The 17,806-nt window shown below is 55.9% G+C and carries 15 protein-coding genes; all 15 read right to left on the bottom strand.

Features of this window, described 5'->3' with window-relative positions:
* Positions 1-70 precede the first annotated feature (70 nt).
* Entirely contained in the window at positions 71-853 is a 783-nt protein-coding gene (locus tag K7H22_RS18720) for an enoyl-CoA hydratase/isomerase family protein (protein WP_230802358.1), read from the bottom strand.
* 11 nt (positions 854-864) lie between these two features.
* Positions 865-1,641, bottom strand: a complete 777-nt coding sequence (locus K7H22_RS18715) for an enoyl-CoA hydratase/isomerase family protein (RefSeq protein ID WP_230802357.1) — start codon at positions 1,639-1,641, stop codon at positions 865-867.
* Positions 1,642-1,720: 79 nt separating this feature from the next.
* Complete coding sequence (locus K7H22_RS18710) at positions 1,721-2,971, bottom strand: ABC transporter substrate-binding protein (RefSeq protein WP_230802356.1); 1,251 nt, start codon at positions 2,969-2,971, stop codon at positions 1,721-1,723.
* Between the two features lie 95 nt (positions 2,972-3,066).
* Positions 3,067-4,305 (bottom strand): ABC transporter substrate-binding protein, encoded by a 1,239-nt coding sequence (locus K7H22_RS18705; RefSeq protein ID WP_330165867.1) that lies wholly within the window; start codon positions 4,303-4,305, stop codon positions 3,067-3,069.
* 33 nt (positions 4,306-4,338) lie between these two features.
* Entirely contained in the window at positions 4,339-5,151 is an 813-nt protein-coding gene (locus K7H22_RS18700; RefSeq protein ID WP_230802355.1) for an ABC transporter ATP-binding protein, read from the bottom strand.
* A gap of 11 nt (positions 5,152-5,162) precedes the next feature.
* Positions 5,163-6,236 carry a branched-chain amino acid ABC transporter permease gene (locus K7H22_RS18695; protein WP_230802354.1) on the bottom strand — a complete coding sequence of 358 codons (1,074 nt, stop codon included), beginning with the start codon at positions 6,234-6,236 and terminating at the stop codon, positions 5,163-5,165.
* A gap of 3 nt (positions 6,237-6,239) precedes the next feature.
* On the bottom strand, positions 6,240-7,127 hold the full coding sequence (locus tag K7H22_RS18690; protein ID WP_230802353.1) for a branched-chain amino acid ABC transporter permease: 888 nt from the start codon (positions 7,125-7,127) through the stop codon (positions 6,240-6,242).
* The gene (locus K7H22_RS18685; RefSeq protein ID WP_230802352.1) at positions 7,128-9,047 is read right to left on the bottom strand and encodes an AMP-dependent synthetase/ligase; all 1,920 of its coding nucleotides are present in this window, start codon (positions 9,045-9,047) and stop codon (positions 7,128-7,130) included.
* The gene (locus K7H22_RS18680; RefSeq protein ID WP_230802351.1) at positions 9,040-9,846 is read right to left on the bottom strand and encodes an ABC transporter ATP-binding protein; all 807 of its coding nucleotides are present in this window, start codon (positions 9,844-9,846) and stop codon (positions 9,040-9,042) included. The genes K7H22_RS18685 and K7H22_RS18680 overlap by 8 nt, the downstream gene beginning before the upstream one ends.
* A 38-nt stretch (positions 9,847-9,884) precedes the next feature.
* On the bottom strand, positions 9,885-10,739 hold the full coding sequence (locus K7H22_RS18675) for an SDR family oxidoreductase (protein WP_230802350.1): 855 nt from the start codon (positions 10,737-10,739) through the stop codon (positions 9,885-9,887).
* A gap of 108 nt (positions 10,740-10,847) precedes the next feature.
* Positions 10,848-12,002 carry an acyl-CoA dehydrogenase family protein gene (locus tag K7H22_RS18670; protein ID WP_230802349.1) on the bottom strand — a complete coding sequence of 385 codons (1,155 nt, stop codon included), beginning with the start codon at positions 12,000-12,002 and terminating at the stop codon, positions 10,848-10,850.
* Between the two features lie 8 nt (positions 12,003-12,010).
* A complete protein-coding gene (locus tag K7H22_RS18665) occupies positions 12,011-13,222 on the bottom strand; it encodes a CaiB/BaiF CoA transferase family protein (protein ID WP_230802348.1) in 1,212 nt (403 codons plus the stop codon).
* A 391-nt stretch (positions 13,223-13,613) separates the two neighbouring features.
* Positions 13,614-14,300 carry an OmpW/AlkL family protein gene (locus tag K7H22_RS18660; protein WP_230802347.1) on the bottom strand — a complete coding sequence of 229 codons (687 nt, stop codon included), beginning with the start codon at positions 14,298-14,300 and terminating at the stop codon, positions 13,614-13,616.
* A gap of 92 nt (positions 14,301-14,392) precedes the next feature.
* Positions 14,393-16,015 carry a long-chain fatty acid--CoA ligase gene (locus K7H22_RS18655; protein WP_230802346.1) on the bottom strand — a complete coding sequence of 541 codons (1,623 nt, stop codon included), beginning with the start codon at positions 16,013-16,015 and terminating at the stop codon, positions 14,393-14,395.
* Positions 16,016-16,164: 149 nt separating this feature from the next.
* Positions 16,165-17,793 carry a GMC family oxidoreductase gene (locus K7H22_RS18650; protein WP_230802345.1) on the bottom strand — a complete coding sequence of 543 codons (1,629 nt, stop codon included), beginning with the start codon at positions 17,791-17,793 and terminating at the stop codon, positions 16,165-16,167.
* Positions 17,794-17,806: the final 13 nt, after the last annotated feature.

Raw genomic sequence — 17,806 nt, 5'->3', positions numbered from 1 at the left:
CACGTTTGACAGGCACGAGTACCTTCATAAGCGTGGTCTCCTTGAGTTTTACGATATGGTTTCGACCGGTCTAACGGTCTTTGAATTCCGGGGTTCTTTTTTCCGAAAAAGCTTTCATAGCCTCGGGAAAGTCATGCGCACACAGCAAAACGCTCTGGGCGTCGCGCTCGATGTCTAGCGCCTCGAGATAGCTGCACTCTGCTGCGGCTCGCATGACGCGCTTGGCTGTCTGAACGCCGAACATCGGGTGAGTGGCGATCTCGCGAGCAATTTCCAAAGCCCGTGCCTCGACCTGACTGGCTGGCACGCATTCTTCGACGATGCGCAGTTCCCTAGCGGTGAGCCCGTCGATCTCTCGACCCGTAAGTACCAACATCCGGGCCACGCCGGCGCCGGCACGCTGCTGAAGCAGCCAACTCGAACCCGTGTCGGGACAGCCGCCAACACGCGCAAATACTTCGCACAGCCGAGCATCTTCGGCGGCAACGACAATGTCCGCCGAAAGAGCCAAGCTTAGTCCCGCGCCAAAAGCTACGCCGCATACTGCCGATATCAGAGGTTTGCGAAACAGATAGGCCGCGCGTCCGCCATCGTGAACCAGGTCCACCATTTCCGACGTCGCCCTTGCGCCTTTCGCAATTTCAGACTGAAACCCAACCAGATCGCCGCCGCTGCTGAAATGGTCGCCCCCGCTCATGACAACGGCACGGATCGTATCGTCCCGTTCGGCTTCGCGCAGGAGCGCCACCAGTTCTTCGACAAACCCGATGCTGTAAGGGTTGCGTTTTGCCGGCTGAAGGAAACGCAGAATTCCGACAGGCCCTTCCCTGTCCAGGCGAATAAGTTCAGTCATTCAAGCCTCCATCAGGTCCCGGTCCAGACGGGCGCTCGTTTTTCGGCAAAAGCCTTGGGGCCTTCAATTGCGTCGTTGCTGGCGTAAACCACCTCGTGCAGGCGCTTGCCCTCTTCCAGACCACCCGCACAGCCCAAGTCCATGGTCGCACGAACGCCACCTTTCGCGGCAATCACCGAAAGCGGAGCGGCGCTGGCGATGCGTTTGGCAAGGTCCAAGGCCCTTGCCCGGACAGCATCGGGGGTGTCCTCAATGTAGTTGGTGAACCCGTATTCGTGCAGGCGCTCGATCGGCATCAGATCGCCGGTCAGAACGATTTCCATCAAGATGGGCTGCGGCAGCATCGACAGGGCCGGTGATGCCCAGGGCGATCCACGACCGATCTTTACTTCGGTAATACCCACCTTAGTCCCTTTGAGACCCACCCGCAGATCGCAATTCAAAGTCAGCATCATGCCGCCCGCCATCAGCGACCCCGTCATCGCCGCGATGATGGGTTTCTTGCAGGCGCGCATTGTCTCGTGAAACGGGTCGCGCATCTTAGTCAGAATATCGACGCCCTCGTCGCGTGCGATTTGCGTGGCTTCCTTCAGATCCAGTCCGGCGCTGAAAACGCCGCAATCGGCCGAAGTCAGAATGGCCACGCGAACGCTGTCATCCGCCTCGATCTTCTCCCAGGCATCGGTCAGCCCGTTCGTCGCCGCCACAGAAAGCGCGTTTTTGCGTTCGGGCCGGTTGATACAGACGGTCGCAATGCCGTCTTCAATCTTCACGTCAATGGGGCTCATGATACCTGCTTCGTTTTCTCTGAACAATTTAAGTGCGGAAAGGTTCCCCGCGACATGTTTGCCGCGGGGAAGCTTTGTCTTACTCGACTTTGAACGTCGCGGAGCTGTGCTTGATGACTTCCCACACAACGTCGAGATAGTCGGCGCTCCAGTCGGTCAGCGGAACCCAGGTTTCGCCATCCCACTGTTCGACCCGTGTCTTGCCGCCGCCACCGTGGTCTTTGTCGGTCACTGTGACCGGGGCCATGACGCCGTTGCCATCGAAGTTCTCGATCGACTCATAGGCATTCTTCATGTTTTCCGCCGTGATCGGCCAACCGTTTTCGGTTATCGCGATACGCGCAGCCTCAAAACCCACCGAGTAAATCGCCATGCCTGTGTTATAGTACACGTCGCGCACCAGACTCTCGGGTCCGCTGCCCTTGCTATTGGCATAGTAGGTGTCCAACATCGTCTTGACGATCGGAACTTCCTGGCCACCGGCCACGTTGGTCCCGCGCAGAATGCCTTTTGCCTCTTGTGCGCCAATGTTGGCGATATCGACTTCGTTCAGCCAGTTCACCGACAGATAACGGTCGATCGGGAACCGGTTGCGGCGCATTTCTTTCGAGGCAACCACATGCCCGCCCGCCAGAAGCCAGCTGATCACGTAATCTGGCTTATCACGGCGGATATTGCTCCATGCGCCAGCTTGATCCGAACCGGGGAGCGGCACGGGATAAAGTTCCAGCTCAAACCCTTCTTTTTCAGAAAGTGTTTTCAGGATCTCAATTGGTTCCTGACCGAAGGGGTAATCCAAATAGATGAACCCGATCTTCGCTTTGCTCAGGTCACCGCCCATCTGGTTTTTGATGAAGGCAACGTCATTCGCAGCCTGCTGCCAATAGGTCGGACCGACTGGGAAGACCCATTCGAACACTTCCCCGTCAACTGCATCGCCGCGGCCAACGAAGGACTGCATCAGAAGGTTGCCGTCCTTCATGGCACGCGGCAGAACCGCGTTCGTGACCGGCGTCGAGAGCATGTTGAAGAGGAAGACACCTTCGCGCTTGAGTTGCTCGTAGCATTCCACGCCGCGCTGCGGTTCGTTACCGTGATCGCGAACGATGATTTCCACCGGATGGCCCTCGATGCCACCATTCTCGTTGGTGTACATCGCCAGGTCCTGCGCTGCCTGCGCCACCTGCGGCGAAATGAACGTGTACGATTTACTGAGGTCGAAGCAGAGTCCGAAGCGGATCGGCTCCTTGTCCTGCGCCGTGGCAACAGTCGCGCTTACTGCCAAGGCGGCAGTAAAGGCCACCGCCTTTATGTGTTGTTTGACTTTCATCTTTTCTCTCTCCCGTTGTCTGAGTTTAGGGCGGTCATCTTGTTTCGTGAGCGCCGCCGCCACGCGTTGCGCCACATTTCCTGCTGTTCAGTCTTTCACTGCTCGTATTTGGAGGAACTTTCCTTAACCACGTCCCACACGACATCCGTGTATTCAGAGATCCAGTCGGTTTGCGGGACCCAAGCCTCCCCGTCCCACATCTCAATCCGAGTCTTGCCACCGCCACCATGGTCTTCGGCCGTCACTGTGATGGGTGCCATCAGCCCGTTTGCGTCGTAACCATCAAGCGATTCCAATCCTGCCTTGTAGGACGTTGCCGTAATGGGAAGACCTTCGCTCTCTGCCGCCCTACGCGCGGCTTCGAACATGATCGAATACATCGCCAACCCGGTGTTGTAAAAAACGTCCTGTGTCTTCTCAATCGGGCCCGAACCCTGATCCTTTTCATACAGTTCGGTGATGATTTCCTTATACAGGGCGATATCCTGACCGCCCACGACATTTGTACCGCGCTTGATGCCCTTGGCTGCCTCTTTGCCGATGTTGGCAATATCAACTTCGTTCAGCCAGTTGACGGAAATATATTTATCCATCGGGATGCGGTTACGCTGCATTTCCTTCGACGCAACCACATGCGCACCGCCCAGCATCCAGACTATCACATGATCGGGGTTGTCGCGGCGCACCTTGGACCACACACCGGCTTGGTCGCTGCCAGGCAGTGGCACAGGGTAAAGCTCAAGCTCGAAACCCTCTTTTTCAGACAGTGTTTGCAGAATTTCGATCGGCTCCTGTCCGAAAGGATAGTCGAAATAGACAAACCCCACTTTCACGTCCGACAGATCGCCGTCATGCAATTGTTTGATGTAGGCAACGTCATTCGCCGCCTGCCCCCAATAGGTCGGTCCGACCGGATACACCCAGTCAAACACGGTGCCGTCCACTGCATCGCCGCGGCCAACAAGTGACTGCATAAGGATGTTTCTATCTGCCATGGCACGCGGCAGGATGGCCAAAGAGACAGGCGTGGACAGAGTATCAAAGACGAAAACGCCCTCGCGGCTGAGCTTTGAGTAGCACTCGATCCCGCGTTGCGGTTCGTTTCCATGGTCGCGGACGATAACCTCGACCGGCTCTCCACCGATGCCGCCCTTTATGTTGATGAGCTTCGCAAGATCCATCGCGGCTTGCGAAACCTGTGGCGTGGCAAAGGTATACGCCTTGCTGAGGTCGTAGCAGATGCCGATTTTGAATGGTTCAGCCAGCGTCTGGGTGCCGAACATGGCTCCGCCAAACATTGAAAATACTGCCAGCGCTTGGGTAAGTTTCTTCATTTGATCCTCCCTGAACAATTTCTAATTCGTACTTCAACTCAGCCAGCGCTTGCGCCGGCTATAGTGCTTGACGTTATGGAAATCGGTGCCTTCCCCACCACCCAGATAGAATTCCTGAATGTCGGAATTGGACTTGAGCGCCTCGGCCGTGCCGTGCATAACCACGCGGCCGTTCTCGATCAGATACCCTTGAGAAACGATCTCCAATGCGGCCAATGCGTTCTGCTCCACCAGAAGGACAGACAGGCCCTCCTCCCGATTGATCTTTTGCAGGATCCCAAAGATTTCTTCGACCAGGAACGGGGCAAGCCCAAGACTTGGTTCGTCCAGCATCAATAGCTTCGGCTGTGTCACCATGGCTCTGCCGATGGCAAGCATCTGTTGCTCACCACCAGACAAATAGCCTGCTTGCGAATTCCGCCGCTCGGCAAGCCGCGGAAAATATGCGTAGATCTTGTCCTTTTCGACTTTCAGCGCCGTTCGGGACATTCCGCTCGGGGCAGCTGCGGTCAGGTTTTCGTCGGGGGTCAGGTGTTCAAAGACCCGTCGCCCCTCGATAACATGACAGATGCCCATCTCGACACGTTTTTGCGCCAGTGCTTGGGTAATATCCGTTCCTTGAAACGTTATCTCACCTCGGCTGATGCGTCCGCGCTCAGCCTTCAAAAGCCCGCTGATCGCCTTCAACGTGGTGCTTTTTCCCGCTCCGTTCGACCCCAAAAGTGCGATCATCTCCCCTTTTGGGACCTGGACCGAAACCCCTTTGATCGCCAGCATCACATTGTCGTACAGCACCTCAACACTGTTCATGGACAGGATGGGCTGCGCTTCAACTTTTTCTTGCATCGGCATTTCCCTTATTTCTTGAACTGATCGAAGGGCCAGACCATCAGATAGTCTCTGATGTTGCCGTAGAGTTTTCCCAAGCCGAGCGGCTCGATCAGAAGAATAATGACGATCAGCGCGCCATAGACTGCGTTCGGGATGTGAGCGAGCGTTTCAACATTGATCTGCATGCCAAGCTGGTCACTCAGCGTGACGATGAGACCGTTCACCAGACCCGGAACAAGAAGGATCAGAGCAACACCGAAATAAGATCCGATGATGCTGCCAAGCCCGCCAACGATTACCATGGCAAGAACCTGGATCGAAACGGCAACCGAGAACTGTTCGGGCGCGGCAAGAAAGAAGAAAGTCGCAACAAGCAACGCACCGCTAACACCCGCAATGAAAGACGACGTCGCGAAGGCCAGAATCTTGTAGTAGAAACTGTTCACACCGAGGATAGCTGCGGCAAAGTCTTTTTCCCGCACTGCGACCAAGGCACGACCAAGCCCCGTGCGCTTGAGGTTGAGCATGAAGATCGTCACCAGCACACACCATCCGAAGGCGACATAGTAATAGCCCGTGTCCGAGGTGATGTCCTGCCCGAGCAGCGCCAGCGTTGGAGATTGGAGAGATGCGTGCGAACCCCCTGAAATGGCCGGCGAGTGGGTCAGAACCCAGTCCATCACGAATTGCATCGCAAGGGTTGTGAGGGCGAGATACAGCCCTTTGACCCGCAAGGCGGCAAAGGCGAATAGGCTGCCGATCACGGATGCCGTCAGTCCGCCAATGATCAGGGCGAATTCCCACGGCACCCCGAACCGCGCGGCGTGGATCGCCGAATACGCTCCGACGGCCATGACCGCGGCATAGCCCAAGTGCAGCTGGCCTGCCCAACCTGTCACCAGATTCAGACCCAGGGCTGCTGCCGTCCAGATCAACCACGGGAGCATATAACTGTTCAGGTAAAGCGACGGTACGATGAATGGCGCGGCAAGGCCAATCAGGAAGATGAATGCCGCCAGATTCCGATCAGCAGGCACCTTGAAGATACGGCTATCCGAAACATAGTTGGCATGATGGATACCGGAAAGTCTATAAAACATCCTTTACACCCTCTCGATGTCGTGACGACCGAACAGTCCATGCGGGCGGATCATGACGGTAAGAATGAGCACGGCGGCCACGATCAGTTCCCGGCTTCCACCTCCGACAAGCGGGTCTAGGAAGTCAGCGCCGACATTTTCCACGACACCGAGGATAATACCGGCCACCACTGCGCCCAGAATACTGTCAAGACCACCGAGAACAGCAACCGTCAGACCCTTGAGAAGCAGCAAGGACAGCGCCTGGTCGACACCCTGGATTTCACCCCAGATGACGCCTGCGGCTACGGCAACCACCGATGCTAGTGCCCAGGACAGACCAACACCGCGCTCAACCGAGATTCCGACCGACCATGATGCCATGTAATCATCCGCGATCGCCCGCAGTTTTATTCCTGTCCGGGTGCGGAAAAATAGCATGAAGGCGACAAAGAGACCGACCGCGACCCCGGCACCGACAAGATGAATGCGGCTGACGAAAATGTCGCCCAAGAACAGGGGATCATAGCTGACGCCCAGTTCCATTGAACGCGACGTCCCGCCCCAGATCGCAAGCGTTGTCCCCCGAAGGAAAATGTCCAGTCCAAGTGTCAGCATCAGGATCATGACGACCGGTCGACCCGCGAGACGACGCAGGGCAACACGCTCGATACCGAATCCAAGGCCGAACATGACGACCACAGCAAGCGGAATGGCCAGCCACAAAGGCAAACCCACATCACGTGCCAGCGCCAAGACCACATAGGCGCCGACCATGGTCAGCCCGCCCTGCGCCAAATTGGGCACCGACGATGCTTTATAGATCAACACAAGGCCGATCGCGAATAGCGAATACAGCAGACCCGTCAAGGCCCCGTTGATCGCAAGCTCTGTTAGAAAGACCCAATCCATTTATACCTCCCTGATGGGAAGGCTTCTCTCGACCCTCCCAACTTCCCCAGTCTCGTAAGTCACCTGCGCGCTTACGTGGACCTCTTTTGAACCGTCGTAGAGCGCCGCTATCACGTCAGAATAGCGTTCCTGCACGACCTTGCGCCGTAGTTTTCGGGTCCGCGTGATCTCACCATCGTCCGGATCGAATTCTTTCGGCAGGCTGACAAAGCGTTGCAGGCGTAGCGGCTCGGTGACGGCCTTGTTGACCCGTCGGAAAGCTTCGCGAAGCAACGTCGCGACCTCTTCGCGCTGGGAAAGATCGGCATACGACACGTAGGGTACGCCGTTCACCTCTGCCCAGTGGCCGACCGCTTCGAAATCCACGCAGACCATTGCCGTCAATTCGTCAAGGCCGGCGCCTACTACGGCCGCGTCTTTAATGTATGGGCTGAATTTCAACCGGTTCTCGATGTAGTTCGGCACATATCGCTCGCCTCCGGCTGTATGCATAACCTCGGAAACGCGCCCCAGAACAACCAAGTGTCCGTCTTCCTCCAGATACCCAGCATCACCTGTATGCAGCCACCCACCCTCAAGGGCTTCGGCGGTCGCTTCGGGCTTATTGAAATACCCTTCAAACACGCTGTCCGAGCGTACCAGGATCTCCCCGTCCTCGGCGATAGTCACCTCAACGCCCGGCGCGGGTTTGCCAACAGTATGAAGACGCACTTCACCCGGAGCCTGGATCGCGTTGATCGCACTGTTTTCAGTCTGACCGTAGAGTTGGCGCAATTTGATTCCCAGGGCCCGGTAGAAAACAAAAGTGTCTTCGCCGATCGCTTCACCGCCAGTGAACGCGTTCTTGAGGCGGCTCATCCCGAACTGGTCCTTGATCGGACCGAAAACGATTGCCTCGCCTAGAAGTCGGCCCAGAGGCTCCAAGGCGCCGCCGCTTTTGCCGTTCAGCTTGCGTGTCTCGGCTGCGATGGCCCGGTCCATGAAGAAATGGTATAGCCTTTTCTTGAAACGGGTCGAATTCTCGATGCCCACCTGAATTGTGGTCAGCATCTGGTCCCAGCTTCTCGGCGCCGCCAGATAGAAGGTCGGAGCAATCTCGCGCATGTCGCGCCCGACGGTTTCCTGCCGCTCTGGCACGTTCACGGTAAACCGGTACAAAAGTGCCGCCGCCACCGTAATTGCAAAATCCCCAACCCAAGCCATTGGCAGATAGGCAAGAATTTCCTCGTTTTCGTCAAAGGCCCCCGCTGCATGTCCGTTCCTGGCAGCAGCAAGAACGTTCTTCTGACTCAGAACGATCCCTTTCGGAGCACCTGTTGTCCCGGAGGAATGCAGGAAGATGGCCGGATCTTCCGGTTTTGCACGAGCAAGCAGGTTCTCACGCAAACCCGGTGTCTCGTTTAGCTCATGCTGACCAACTTCGATCAGATGAACCCAAGACATCAGCCCTTCAACTTCATAGAAGCCAAGACCGCGCTCTTCATCATAAATGATGTGGTCGATGCCCTTTGCGCCCGCGGCCTTCAGCTCCAGGATCTTATCAACCTGTTCCTGATCTTCCGCGATAGCCCCGACAATCTCGACTTCGCCGAGGAAGTGTCGCAATTCGTCGAGTGTCGCGCCCGGATAAGCGGGCATTGCGTAGGCACCAAGCAACGAAACTGCCAGCATGCCAGCATACAGCCGCGCACGGTTGTCGCCCAGAATCAGCACGGCTTTGCCGGGCTTCACGCCGATTCTTTCAAGTCCAGCTGCACAGGCTAGTACTTCTTGGGCGTATTCCGCCCAGGTAGTCTCTTTCCATATCCCGCGCTCTTTTTCGCGAAGGGCGATATCCTTTCCGTAGCGCGAAGCGTTCTGCGCCAACAATGCACCGATCGTTGCGCCGCCTGAAGACAGGTTCTTGCCTAAATCAGTCATGCGACCCTCCGATATATGCCTCGATGACCCGTGGGTCTTTCACAACCTCTCTCGGGATGCCGCTGGCGATCATTTCGCCATAATTCAAGGCCAGCATCCGATCACAAATGCCGATAATGACATCCATATGGTGCTCGATCAGCAGAACGCTGACACCGCGTTCGGCCCGGGCATCCAGAATGAAGCGGGACATGTACCCCTTTTCTTCCTGGTTCATGCCTGCCATCGGCTCATCGAGAATCAACATCTGCGGCTCAGCTACCAATGCCCTCGCCAGTTCGACCCGTTTTTTTAACCCTATTGGAAGACCATCGACCATCTCATGCCGGATGCTTTCAAGCTGTAGAAATTCGATCACTTCCTCGACGATTTTTCGGTTCTCGATCTCTTCATGCCGCGCCGCCCACCAATAAAGCGCTGTACGCAAAACGCCTGGCTTCATGTGGATGTGCCGCCCGAGCAGGATGTTATCCAAAACGCTCATCCCGTTGAATAGGGCGAGATTCTGGAACGTCCGGGCGACCCCAAGCTTAGCAACATTGTGAGGCGCTGTGCCTGTAATGTCTTTTCCTGCGAGCCGGACACTACCTGCGTTTGGCGGATAAAACCCGGTAATTGCATTCGTTAGTGTTGTCTTGCCGCTACCATTCGGACCGACAAGTCCAAAAATTTCGCCTTTTCGAATGACGAGATCAACACCTGTAACAGCGACGATGCCGCCAAACCGACGTTCGACCCCGTTGCACTCAAGTATTGCCCCATCATCGGCTCCGATTGCCGCTTTGCTCTTCATCGTCATCTAGATTCTGTTTTCCCCACTAACGTCCATGGCTTTTATCAGGAGATCCGAAAATAGTCCGGTCGTCCCGTTGGCCATGGATCCCCCCACAATTGCTGCCCACCGTCGATGTTCAGAACTTCTCCAGTTACGAATTTTCCTGAATTGGCCGCCATATAGACAACACCTTCAGCGACATCCCATTCGTCCCCAGCATGCCGCATCGGATTGGAATCCTGAAAGGTTGCGGCACCCTCTGCGGGATAATTCCCGAAACCGTTGCTTTCGCAGCAACCCGGCGCCACGCAGTTCACGCGTATATCATGCGGCGCCCACTCCACAGCGACCGACTTAGACAGGTAAATTACCCCTGCCCGGGCGGCGCAGGTATGCGCAATCCCAGGCATACCGCGCCAAACATCGGCTACGATGTTGACGATGGAACCCGGCTGCTTGTTGGCAACCCAGTGGCGCGCAGCGGATTGCATCATCCACCAAGTGCCGTTGAGATTGGTGTCTATGACTGCATTCCAGCCCTTTTGACTGAACTCCAAGGCAGCTTGCGGAAATTGGCCCCCAGCATTGTTCACCAAAACATCAATCGCTCCGAATTCCTGATTGGTCTTAGCGACAAAATCCGCGACCTGTTCAGGCTCCCGGATGGTCATGGGCAAGGCGAGAACTTTGCCCCCGAAACTTTCGAGGAACTCCCCAGCCAAAGCCAGCTTCTCTTCGTTACGTCCATTGATTGCCAGATTGGCCCCCAGCCTGGCGAACAAGGTCGCAATTGCCAGCCCCAATCCGCCGCCTGCGCCGGTCACCACAACGGTTTTACCCGCGAACAAATCGTTTGCGTAAACGGTTGAACGTTTTGACAGGTCCTCCCTAGAAGACCCGAACTGCGTCTTATTCATGACGCCTCCTCCCATTCCCCCTTTTTCGGGGTATCTGACATTAATCTAACGCACGTTAGAAAATTGGTCAAGACAACTTTTCCCAGTCGTCCCTCCCGTCATCTCCGATCAGTAAGACTTTGGAAGCCCAAGGGCTTTTTCCGCTATGAATGACAAAAGCATCTGCGGTGTCACCGGTACGATGCGGAAAAGCAGAGCCTCCCGTACTAACCGCTCGACGTGATATTCCTTGGCGTATCCGAATCCGCCAAACGTAATTTGCGCGGCTTCAGTCGCCTCGACCGCGGCGTCGGCAGCCAATAGCTTGGCAGCGTTCGCCTCGACGCCGCAGGGCTCTCCCGCATCGTAAAGGGCGGCTGCGTGCATCACCATGAGATTGGCAGATTCCACCCGCGCCCAGGCTTTGGCGAGAGGATGCTGAACACCCTGATTTTGGCCGATCGGGCGGTCAAAAACCACACGTTCGTTTGCATAATGCGCCGCGCGCGCCAGTGCGTTGCGCGCAATACCAATGCATTCGCCGGCCACCAGGATGCGTTCGGGATTCAACCCGTGCAAAATCTGCCTAAAGCCTTCGCCCTCCTCTCCGATCAGGTCCTCTGCCGGAATCGGTAGCCCATCAATGAAGACCTCGTTCGAATCGACGGCCTTTCGACCCATCTTTTCGATCTCTCGCACATCAATGAAGTCACGGTTTAGATCCGTATAGAACAGGCTCAGCCCTTCGGTCGGCTTGGTCACATCCTCAAGCCGCGTCGTTCTGGCCAAAAGAAGCATCTTGTGCGCCACCTGCGCGGTAGAAATCCAGACTTTTTGTCCGTGTACGACATATCTATCTCCCTGTCGTACCGCCATTGTCTTCAGTTTTGTGGTGTCCAGGCCGGTGGTCGGCTCGGTCACGGCGAAACAAGCTTTTTCATCACCAGCAATTAGAGGGCCAAGCATGCGCGCGCGCTGCTCATCGGTCCCAAACTTCACCACCGGGTTGAGCCCGAAAATGTTCATGTGGATGGCCGAGGCTCCGCTTGCGCCAGCACCTGACTCGGCTATTGCCTGCATCATGATAGTCGCTTCGGTGATCCCCAGACCGGCGCCGCCGACAGCTTCCGGCATAGCGATACCAAGCCAACCGCCATCGGCCATGGCCCTGTGCAGATCATGGGGGAAACCACCTTTGCGATCCCGTTCCAGCCAGTAGTTGTCGTCAAACTGGGCACAAATCCGAAGAATCTGGTCGCGGATTTCCTGTTGGTCAGCGCTCATTCTAAATGTCATGGCACCCTCTTCCCTTCCAGCCTCACGACTCCTGCCTCACAAAGGGCAGTGATCCGCTCGTCATCAAAACCCAGATCACGCAGAATGCTTTGGCTGTCTGCGCCAGGCTGTCGTCCCAGCCAACGAAGCTTGCCGGGCGTCGCGCTCAGATGCGGGACCGGGCCAATGACCTGAGTTTGCTCACCTGCGACCGATACAATATCCCCGCGATGGCGTATCTGCTCGTTCGTCGTGATTTCCTCGACACTCAACACACGCGAAACAACGGCATCATGGCGGGCGAATTCCGCCTCCACTTCTTTAGCCGTGTGCTGCGTGACAAAATCATTTATCGCATCGAAGACCACCGCCATGTGCCGCGACATCTCGCCAAGTGTCGCAAACCTCGGATCATCGGCCAGGGCGCCCCCGCCGACGGCACGCAACAGTCGTTGCGCGGTTTCGGCGCTCCCTGCAGAAACTGTCAGCCACACCCCATCAGACGTTCGGAACATACCCCCTGGAGCAAAGTCCATCGGCTGGCGGAGTCCATTGCGCCGCGGCGAGAGGTTTGCGCCTGTCAGTGCGGGGACAGGATAATCCATCAAACGAAGCAAAGCTTCGAATACTGCAAGATCGACGACCTGACCGCGTGCTATCCCCTTTTCGCGGGCAAATAGCGCGATCATGATTCCCAAAGCGCCCATTAGCCCTGTCGTGCTGTCGGCCGCCGGAAAGCCGGGGTGCATCGGCGGCCCGTCCTCGAAACCAGTTAGATGTGCTAAACCGCTCATGGCCTCTGCAGCCCGCCCAAAAGCTGGCACGTCGCGCATCGGACCATCCTGTCCGTAACCAGAAACCCGCAAAACGACCAAGTCCGGGTTCCAATCGTGCAGGATTTCTGGCCCGACACCAGCACGTTCTAAAACGCCCGGCCGGAAGTTTTCGACCAATACGTCGGCCTCTTCAACCAACTTGCGAAGGATGTCTCGGCCCTCGTCGGACTTCCAATCCAGAGCTAGAGTTTTCTTGTTGCGGCCCAAAGTCTTCCACCAAATGCCTACCCCATCCTCTGCCTTTGGACCAAGGTCGCGCATCATATCTGTCCGGTTGGGGGCTTCGATCTTGATGACATCTGCACCAAAATCCGAGAGTAAAGCTGCCGACAGTGGTCCGGCAATTACGTGACCAAGTTCTATAACCTTCAGTTGATCAAGGGGTCCAGACATCCGCACTTTCGACTTTTCTAAAAATCTAATGATTGTTCGATTTTTAGCAAGGTCGCAGGCAGACCTCAAGGTTTAAAGGTGAGCACCTCCCGAAAATCGGACAATGCCCGAAGCTACGAGGTGACGTCTGTTAATCTCCAAGAACGAGGAGACCGTGCGGGCGTTACACGCCAAGTTGTAGAGGTATCGCCGCGCTGAGAGAGCACGGCGATACCAACGGTCATATTGCTGTTGTCATCTCCCCATTCGGCCGCAAGATCACACTCCACACAGGTTTGGCGCATCCTGTCCCGAGATCGCGGGATTGGCTGAACATTCATTGCCTATCGAACAGCAAAGGGTTGAGGTAACCTACCCTCGCGTTCGGCTTTATTCTGTTAAATAGGAAGCCCTAAAATCGGTAGGCAATACCAATATTCAGGATCGTTGGGTCCACCGATACCTTGCCTCTGACCGGCGCCCCGCCAAGTGCCCCAGAGATATCTGTTTCGAATGGCGTGTAACGTATATCAGCATTGGCAAACCAATTCTCACTCACTTGATAGCGCATTCCAACTTGGAGAGCCGGTGCCCAAGAGTCTTTTAGGTCAAGGTCCGCCAGTCCAACCCCTTGTTCGTCGAGAAACAAGATCCGAGCAATACCGGCCCCAACATAAGGGCTAACGGCGGCACTGGTCGCAAAGTGATATTGAAGCGATAAGATAGCCGGGCCATATTTCGTCTTCCCAACAGACAGCCCTCCCAAGCTGCCGGTCCCCGCAAGATTTGCGCTGGCAGGCAAACCACCAAAGAAGTTCAACGCTATAGATGAGTTCAAAAAATATGAAACGTCGAAGCTTAACGTGGTGTCATCGGAGATATCAATACCAGCCCCCGGTATTGGAGCACCACCCGCGCTGACCGAATCCAGAGTTTCGTCGGTGAATACCTTCACCGCGTTCAAGCCCAAAAGCCAATCTCCTTTAGAGTAAAGTGGTTCCGCATTTGCGGGGCTGAGAGATTCAAAGCAGCCTATCATCATGATAGCCATGATTTTCGCGGCATAAGGCACTTTCGACATTAAACCAGTGTATTTCATTTAATCCTCCCTTTGGTTGGTTTATTGCGCTTGACGCGCACCAGCATGCAGACCGAAAATGCGACCTGCTATTTCGTCTGCATGCTGTTTGATCAGGCCAGAAGCACGTCCCCGTAGGCCTCTCGCAACTTGTTCTTCAGCACCTTGCCAGTTGCGTTTCTCGGCAATTCCTCCACAAAAACGACGGCATCGGGGACTTGCCACTTGGCCACTTTGTCAGAGAAGAAGGAAATCAGTTCTTTCTCCGTCAGGCTTGTTCCAAGCGCCCGCACCGCAATGAGAACGGGACGCTCGTCCCACTTCTCATGCTTCGCTGCAATTGCGGCGGCATCCGCAATACCCGGATGGCCGACAGCGATGCCTTCAAGTTCGACGGTGGAAATCCATTCGCCGCCCGATTTGATGATGTCCTTGGAACGATCCCGGATCGTCATAAACCCATCAGCATTGATCGAGGCCACATCGCCAGTTTCAAACCACCCATCGGATTCCAAAGTCGTGCCAGCTTCCGCACCGAAATAGCTGTCTACAACCCAATGGCCGCGAATGCGGAGATTGCCTTGCGCTGCCCCATCTTCGGGAAGTGGATTGCCTGCATCGTCCACGATCTTAAGTTCCACGCCATACGGCGGGCGGCCCTGGCTTTCACGAACTTTCGCCTGTTCTTCCTCGGTCATGACTGCATGGCGCTCGAGCAAGGCATTTGCAGTTCCGAGAGGCGAGGTTTCGGTCATACCCCAAGCGTGTACGACTTCTATTCCATATTTGTCGCGGAACTCGGCGATCATCGAAGGTGGACAAGCCGACCCACCGACGACCGTTCTTGTAAGCGACTCAGCTTTGGAACCAAGCTTGTCGAGCGATGCGAGAAGCCCTTGCCAGATTGTCGGAACACCAAGCGCGACCGTCACGCCTTCGTCGTCTATAAGCCGTGCGATGCTGTCACCGTCAAGGCCCGGACCGGGCAAGACCAGCTTGGCACCGACCATCGCGGCGGCATAAGGGATGCCCCAGGCATTGACGTGGAACATCGGAACTACCGGCATCATTACTTCGCGCGCTGAAATGTTCAGCGTATCGGGAAGGGCCGCGCCCATCGAATGCAACACAGTAGAGCGGTGCGAATAAAGAACGCCTTTGGGGTTTCCTGTGGTGCCGGAGGTATAGCAAAGACTGGATGCGTCATTCTCGTCGACATCCACCCAATCGGCGTTTTCGTCCCCGGCGGCCAGGAAATCCTCATAAAACACAAGTCCGGGGATTTTACTTGCTGCCTGTTCGTCATGCTCCGACATAAGGACGAACGTGTCGACAGTCGTCAGCTTCTCTCGGATCCCTTCGATTATCGGAAGGAACGTCTTGTCGAAAAAGATGACCCGGTCTTCCGCGTGGTTGATGATATAGACAAGCTGCTCGGGAAAGAGGCGCGGATTGATCGTGTGGCACACCATTCCACCGCAGGAAATGCCAAAGTAGCATTCCAAATGCCGCGCGTTGTTCCAAGCAATCGTCGCAACGCGATCCCCTTTGAAGAGCCCCAGCTTTGTCAGCGCAGAGCCGAGTTGTCGGGATCTGTCGGAAATCCTTTTCCAGTTCGTCTTTGTCTTTGTGCCGTCTGTTTCCACCGACACAATCTCGGTGTTGCCGTGATAGCGAGCGCCGTGATCAATGAGTGAGTGGATTGTGAGTGGCATCGCCATCATTTGTCCGCGCATTTAGCTTCCTTTCCGGATTTGAATTCAAGAGCGGCCTTGTGGTCGGTCTGGAAGGCTTGCAAGCCGTTGGTCACGGCTTGCAGTTTCTTACAACAAACCCCATCGCACCCTTGGCAACGGACTGCTTTTTCGCTTTTTTATCAAGTTGTTCAGGCAACTGACCGGCTCCTGTCAAGAATACGCACCTGCCCCAGAATGATCTCGGCCGCGTTTTCAGCAATGACCATTGTGGGAGCGTTGGTGTTTCCGGCGACAAGGCTTGGCATGATGGATGCATCCACAACCCGCAGCCCAGATACACCGCGAACCTTAAGTTCGGGATCTACCACCGAATTTTTGTCCGCACCCATTCGGCATGTGCCAACCGGGTGATAGATTGTTTCTGCACTTTCCCGGATGAATGCCACGATCTCATCGTTGGTCTGTACGGATTTACCGGGGTGCACTTCGTATTTGCTGTGCGCAGACATTGCTGGCGCTTCGAGTATCCTGCGCCCCGCTTTGAACGCGGCAACCATGGTTTTCAGGTCTTCAGGATCATGAAGGTAATTCGGCTGAATCAAAGGATCGTCCATAGGGTCCGGACTTTTGAGGCCGATATAACCGCGGCTCTTGGGAAGAAGATCGCAGATGTGCAGGGTATAGCCATAGCCGAATGCGATCTGACGACCATGATCCTTTAGATAGGTAGGCAGGAAGTGAAACTGAACATTCGGCCTGTCGCGATCAGGCGACGACTTAATGAACCCACCGCTTTCCGCCACATTCGACGTCAGAAACCCCTTGCGCCTGAAGATGTAGGAAAACAATCCGCCAACACCACGCGGCAAAAAACTGGGCGCTACACCGATCGGGCGCCGTGAACTTGCGGCATGCATGATCGTCACATCAAGGTGGTCGGCCATGTTCTTACCAACCTCGGGAAGATCGTGAACGACCGCAAGACCATGCCGTTTGATTTCCTGGGCATCCCCGATACCGGACAGCAGCAGAAGCTGCGGTGAATTTACGGCCCCGCCGGCCAGGATCACCTCGCCGCCATCATTCAGGCGCAGTTGGCGGTATTCGCCGCCTTCCCGCAAGGTGACACCGGTTGCTGTCTTGTCCTCCATAACGACCCGCGTCACGCGGGCGTCGGTGAATATTTCAAGGTTGGACCGGGCTTCAGCCCCACGCAGAAAGGCTTGCGCCGCACTCCAGCGCCGGCCGTCCTTTTGCGTAACCTGGTACATGCCCAGGCCCTCTTGGTCGCCGCTGTTGAAATCGCCGTTATGGGGAATCTGCAATTCGCGTCCGGCTTGCACGAAATCACGGCTTAGGGGGTTCACGGTTTTCAGTTCACTAACGGACAGTTCCCCGCCCTTGCCGTGGGTGTCGGTTGCGCCGAAGCGATGGTTGTCTTCGATCCGCTTGAACAGGTCTGTCATGCGGTCCCAGCCCCAGACATCCGTGCCCGCCTCTGACGCCCAGTAGTCGTAGTCGGCCTTGTGCCCGCGAATATACACCATGGCGTTGATCGACGACGAACCGCCCAGCGTCTTGCCGCGCGGCCAGAACAGCCTACGGCCATTCAGGTGCTCTTGCGGTTCAGTGTCAAATGCCCAATTCAATTTCTTGCTGTTGGCCAACAAGGCGATCCCCAGCGGCATGTGAATCAAAGGGCTCTTGTCTTTTGGTCCTGCTTCAATAAGCGCGACGCGTTTTGCCGGGTCTGCCGACAGCCGGTTGGCCAAAACGCAACCGGCGGACCCGGCACCAACGATGATATAGTCGTACATTTCTTCTCTCCCT

The organism is Seohaeicola saemankumensis (assembly GCF_021021435.1).
Taxonomy (GTDB): Bacteria; Pseudomonadota; Alphaproteobacteria; order Rhodobacterales; family Rhodobacteraceae; genus Seohaeicola.
This window is presented reverse-complemented; position numbering and strand designations above follow the sequence as displayed.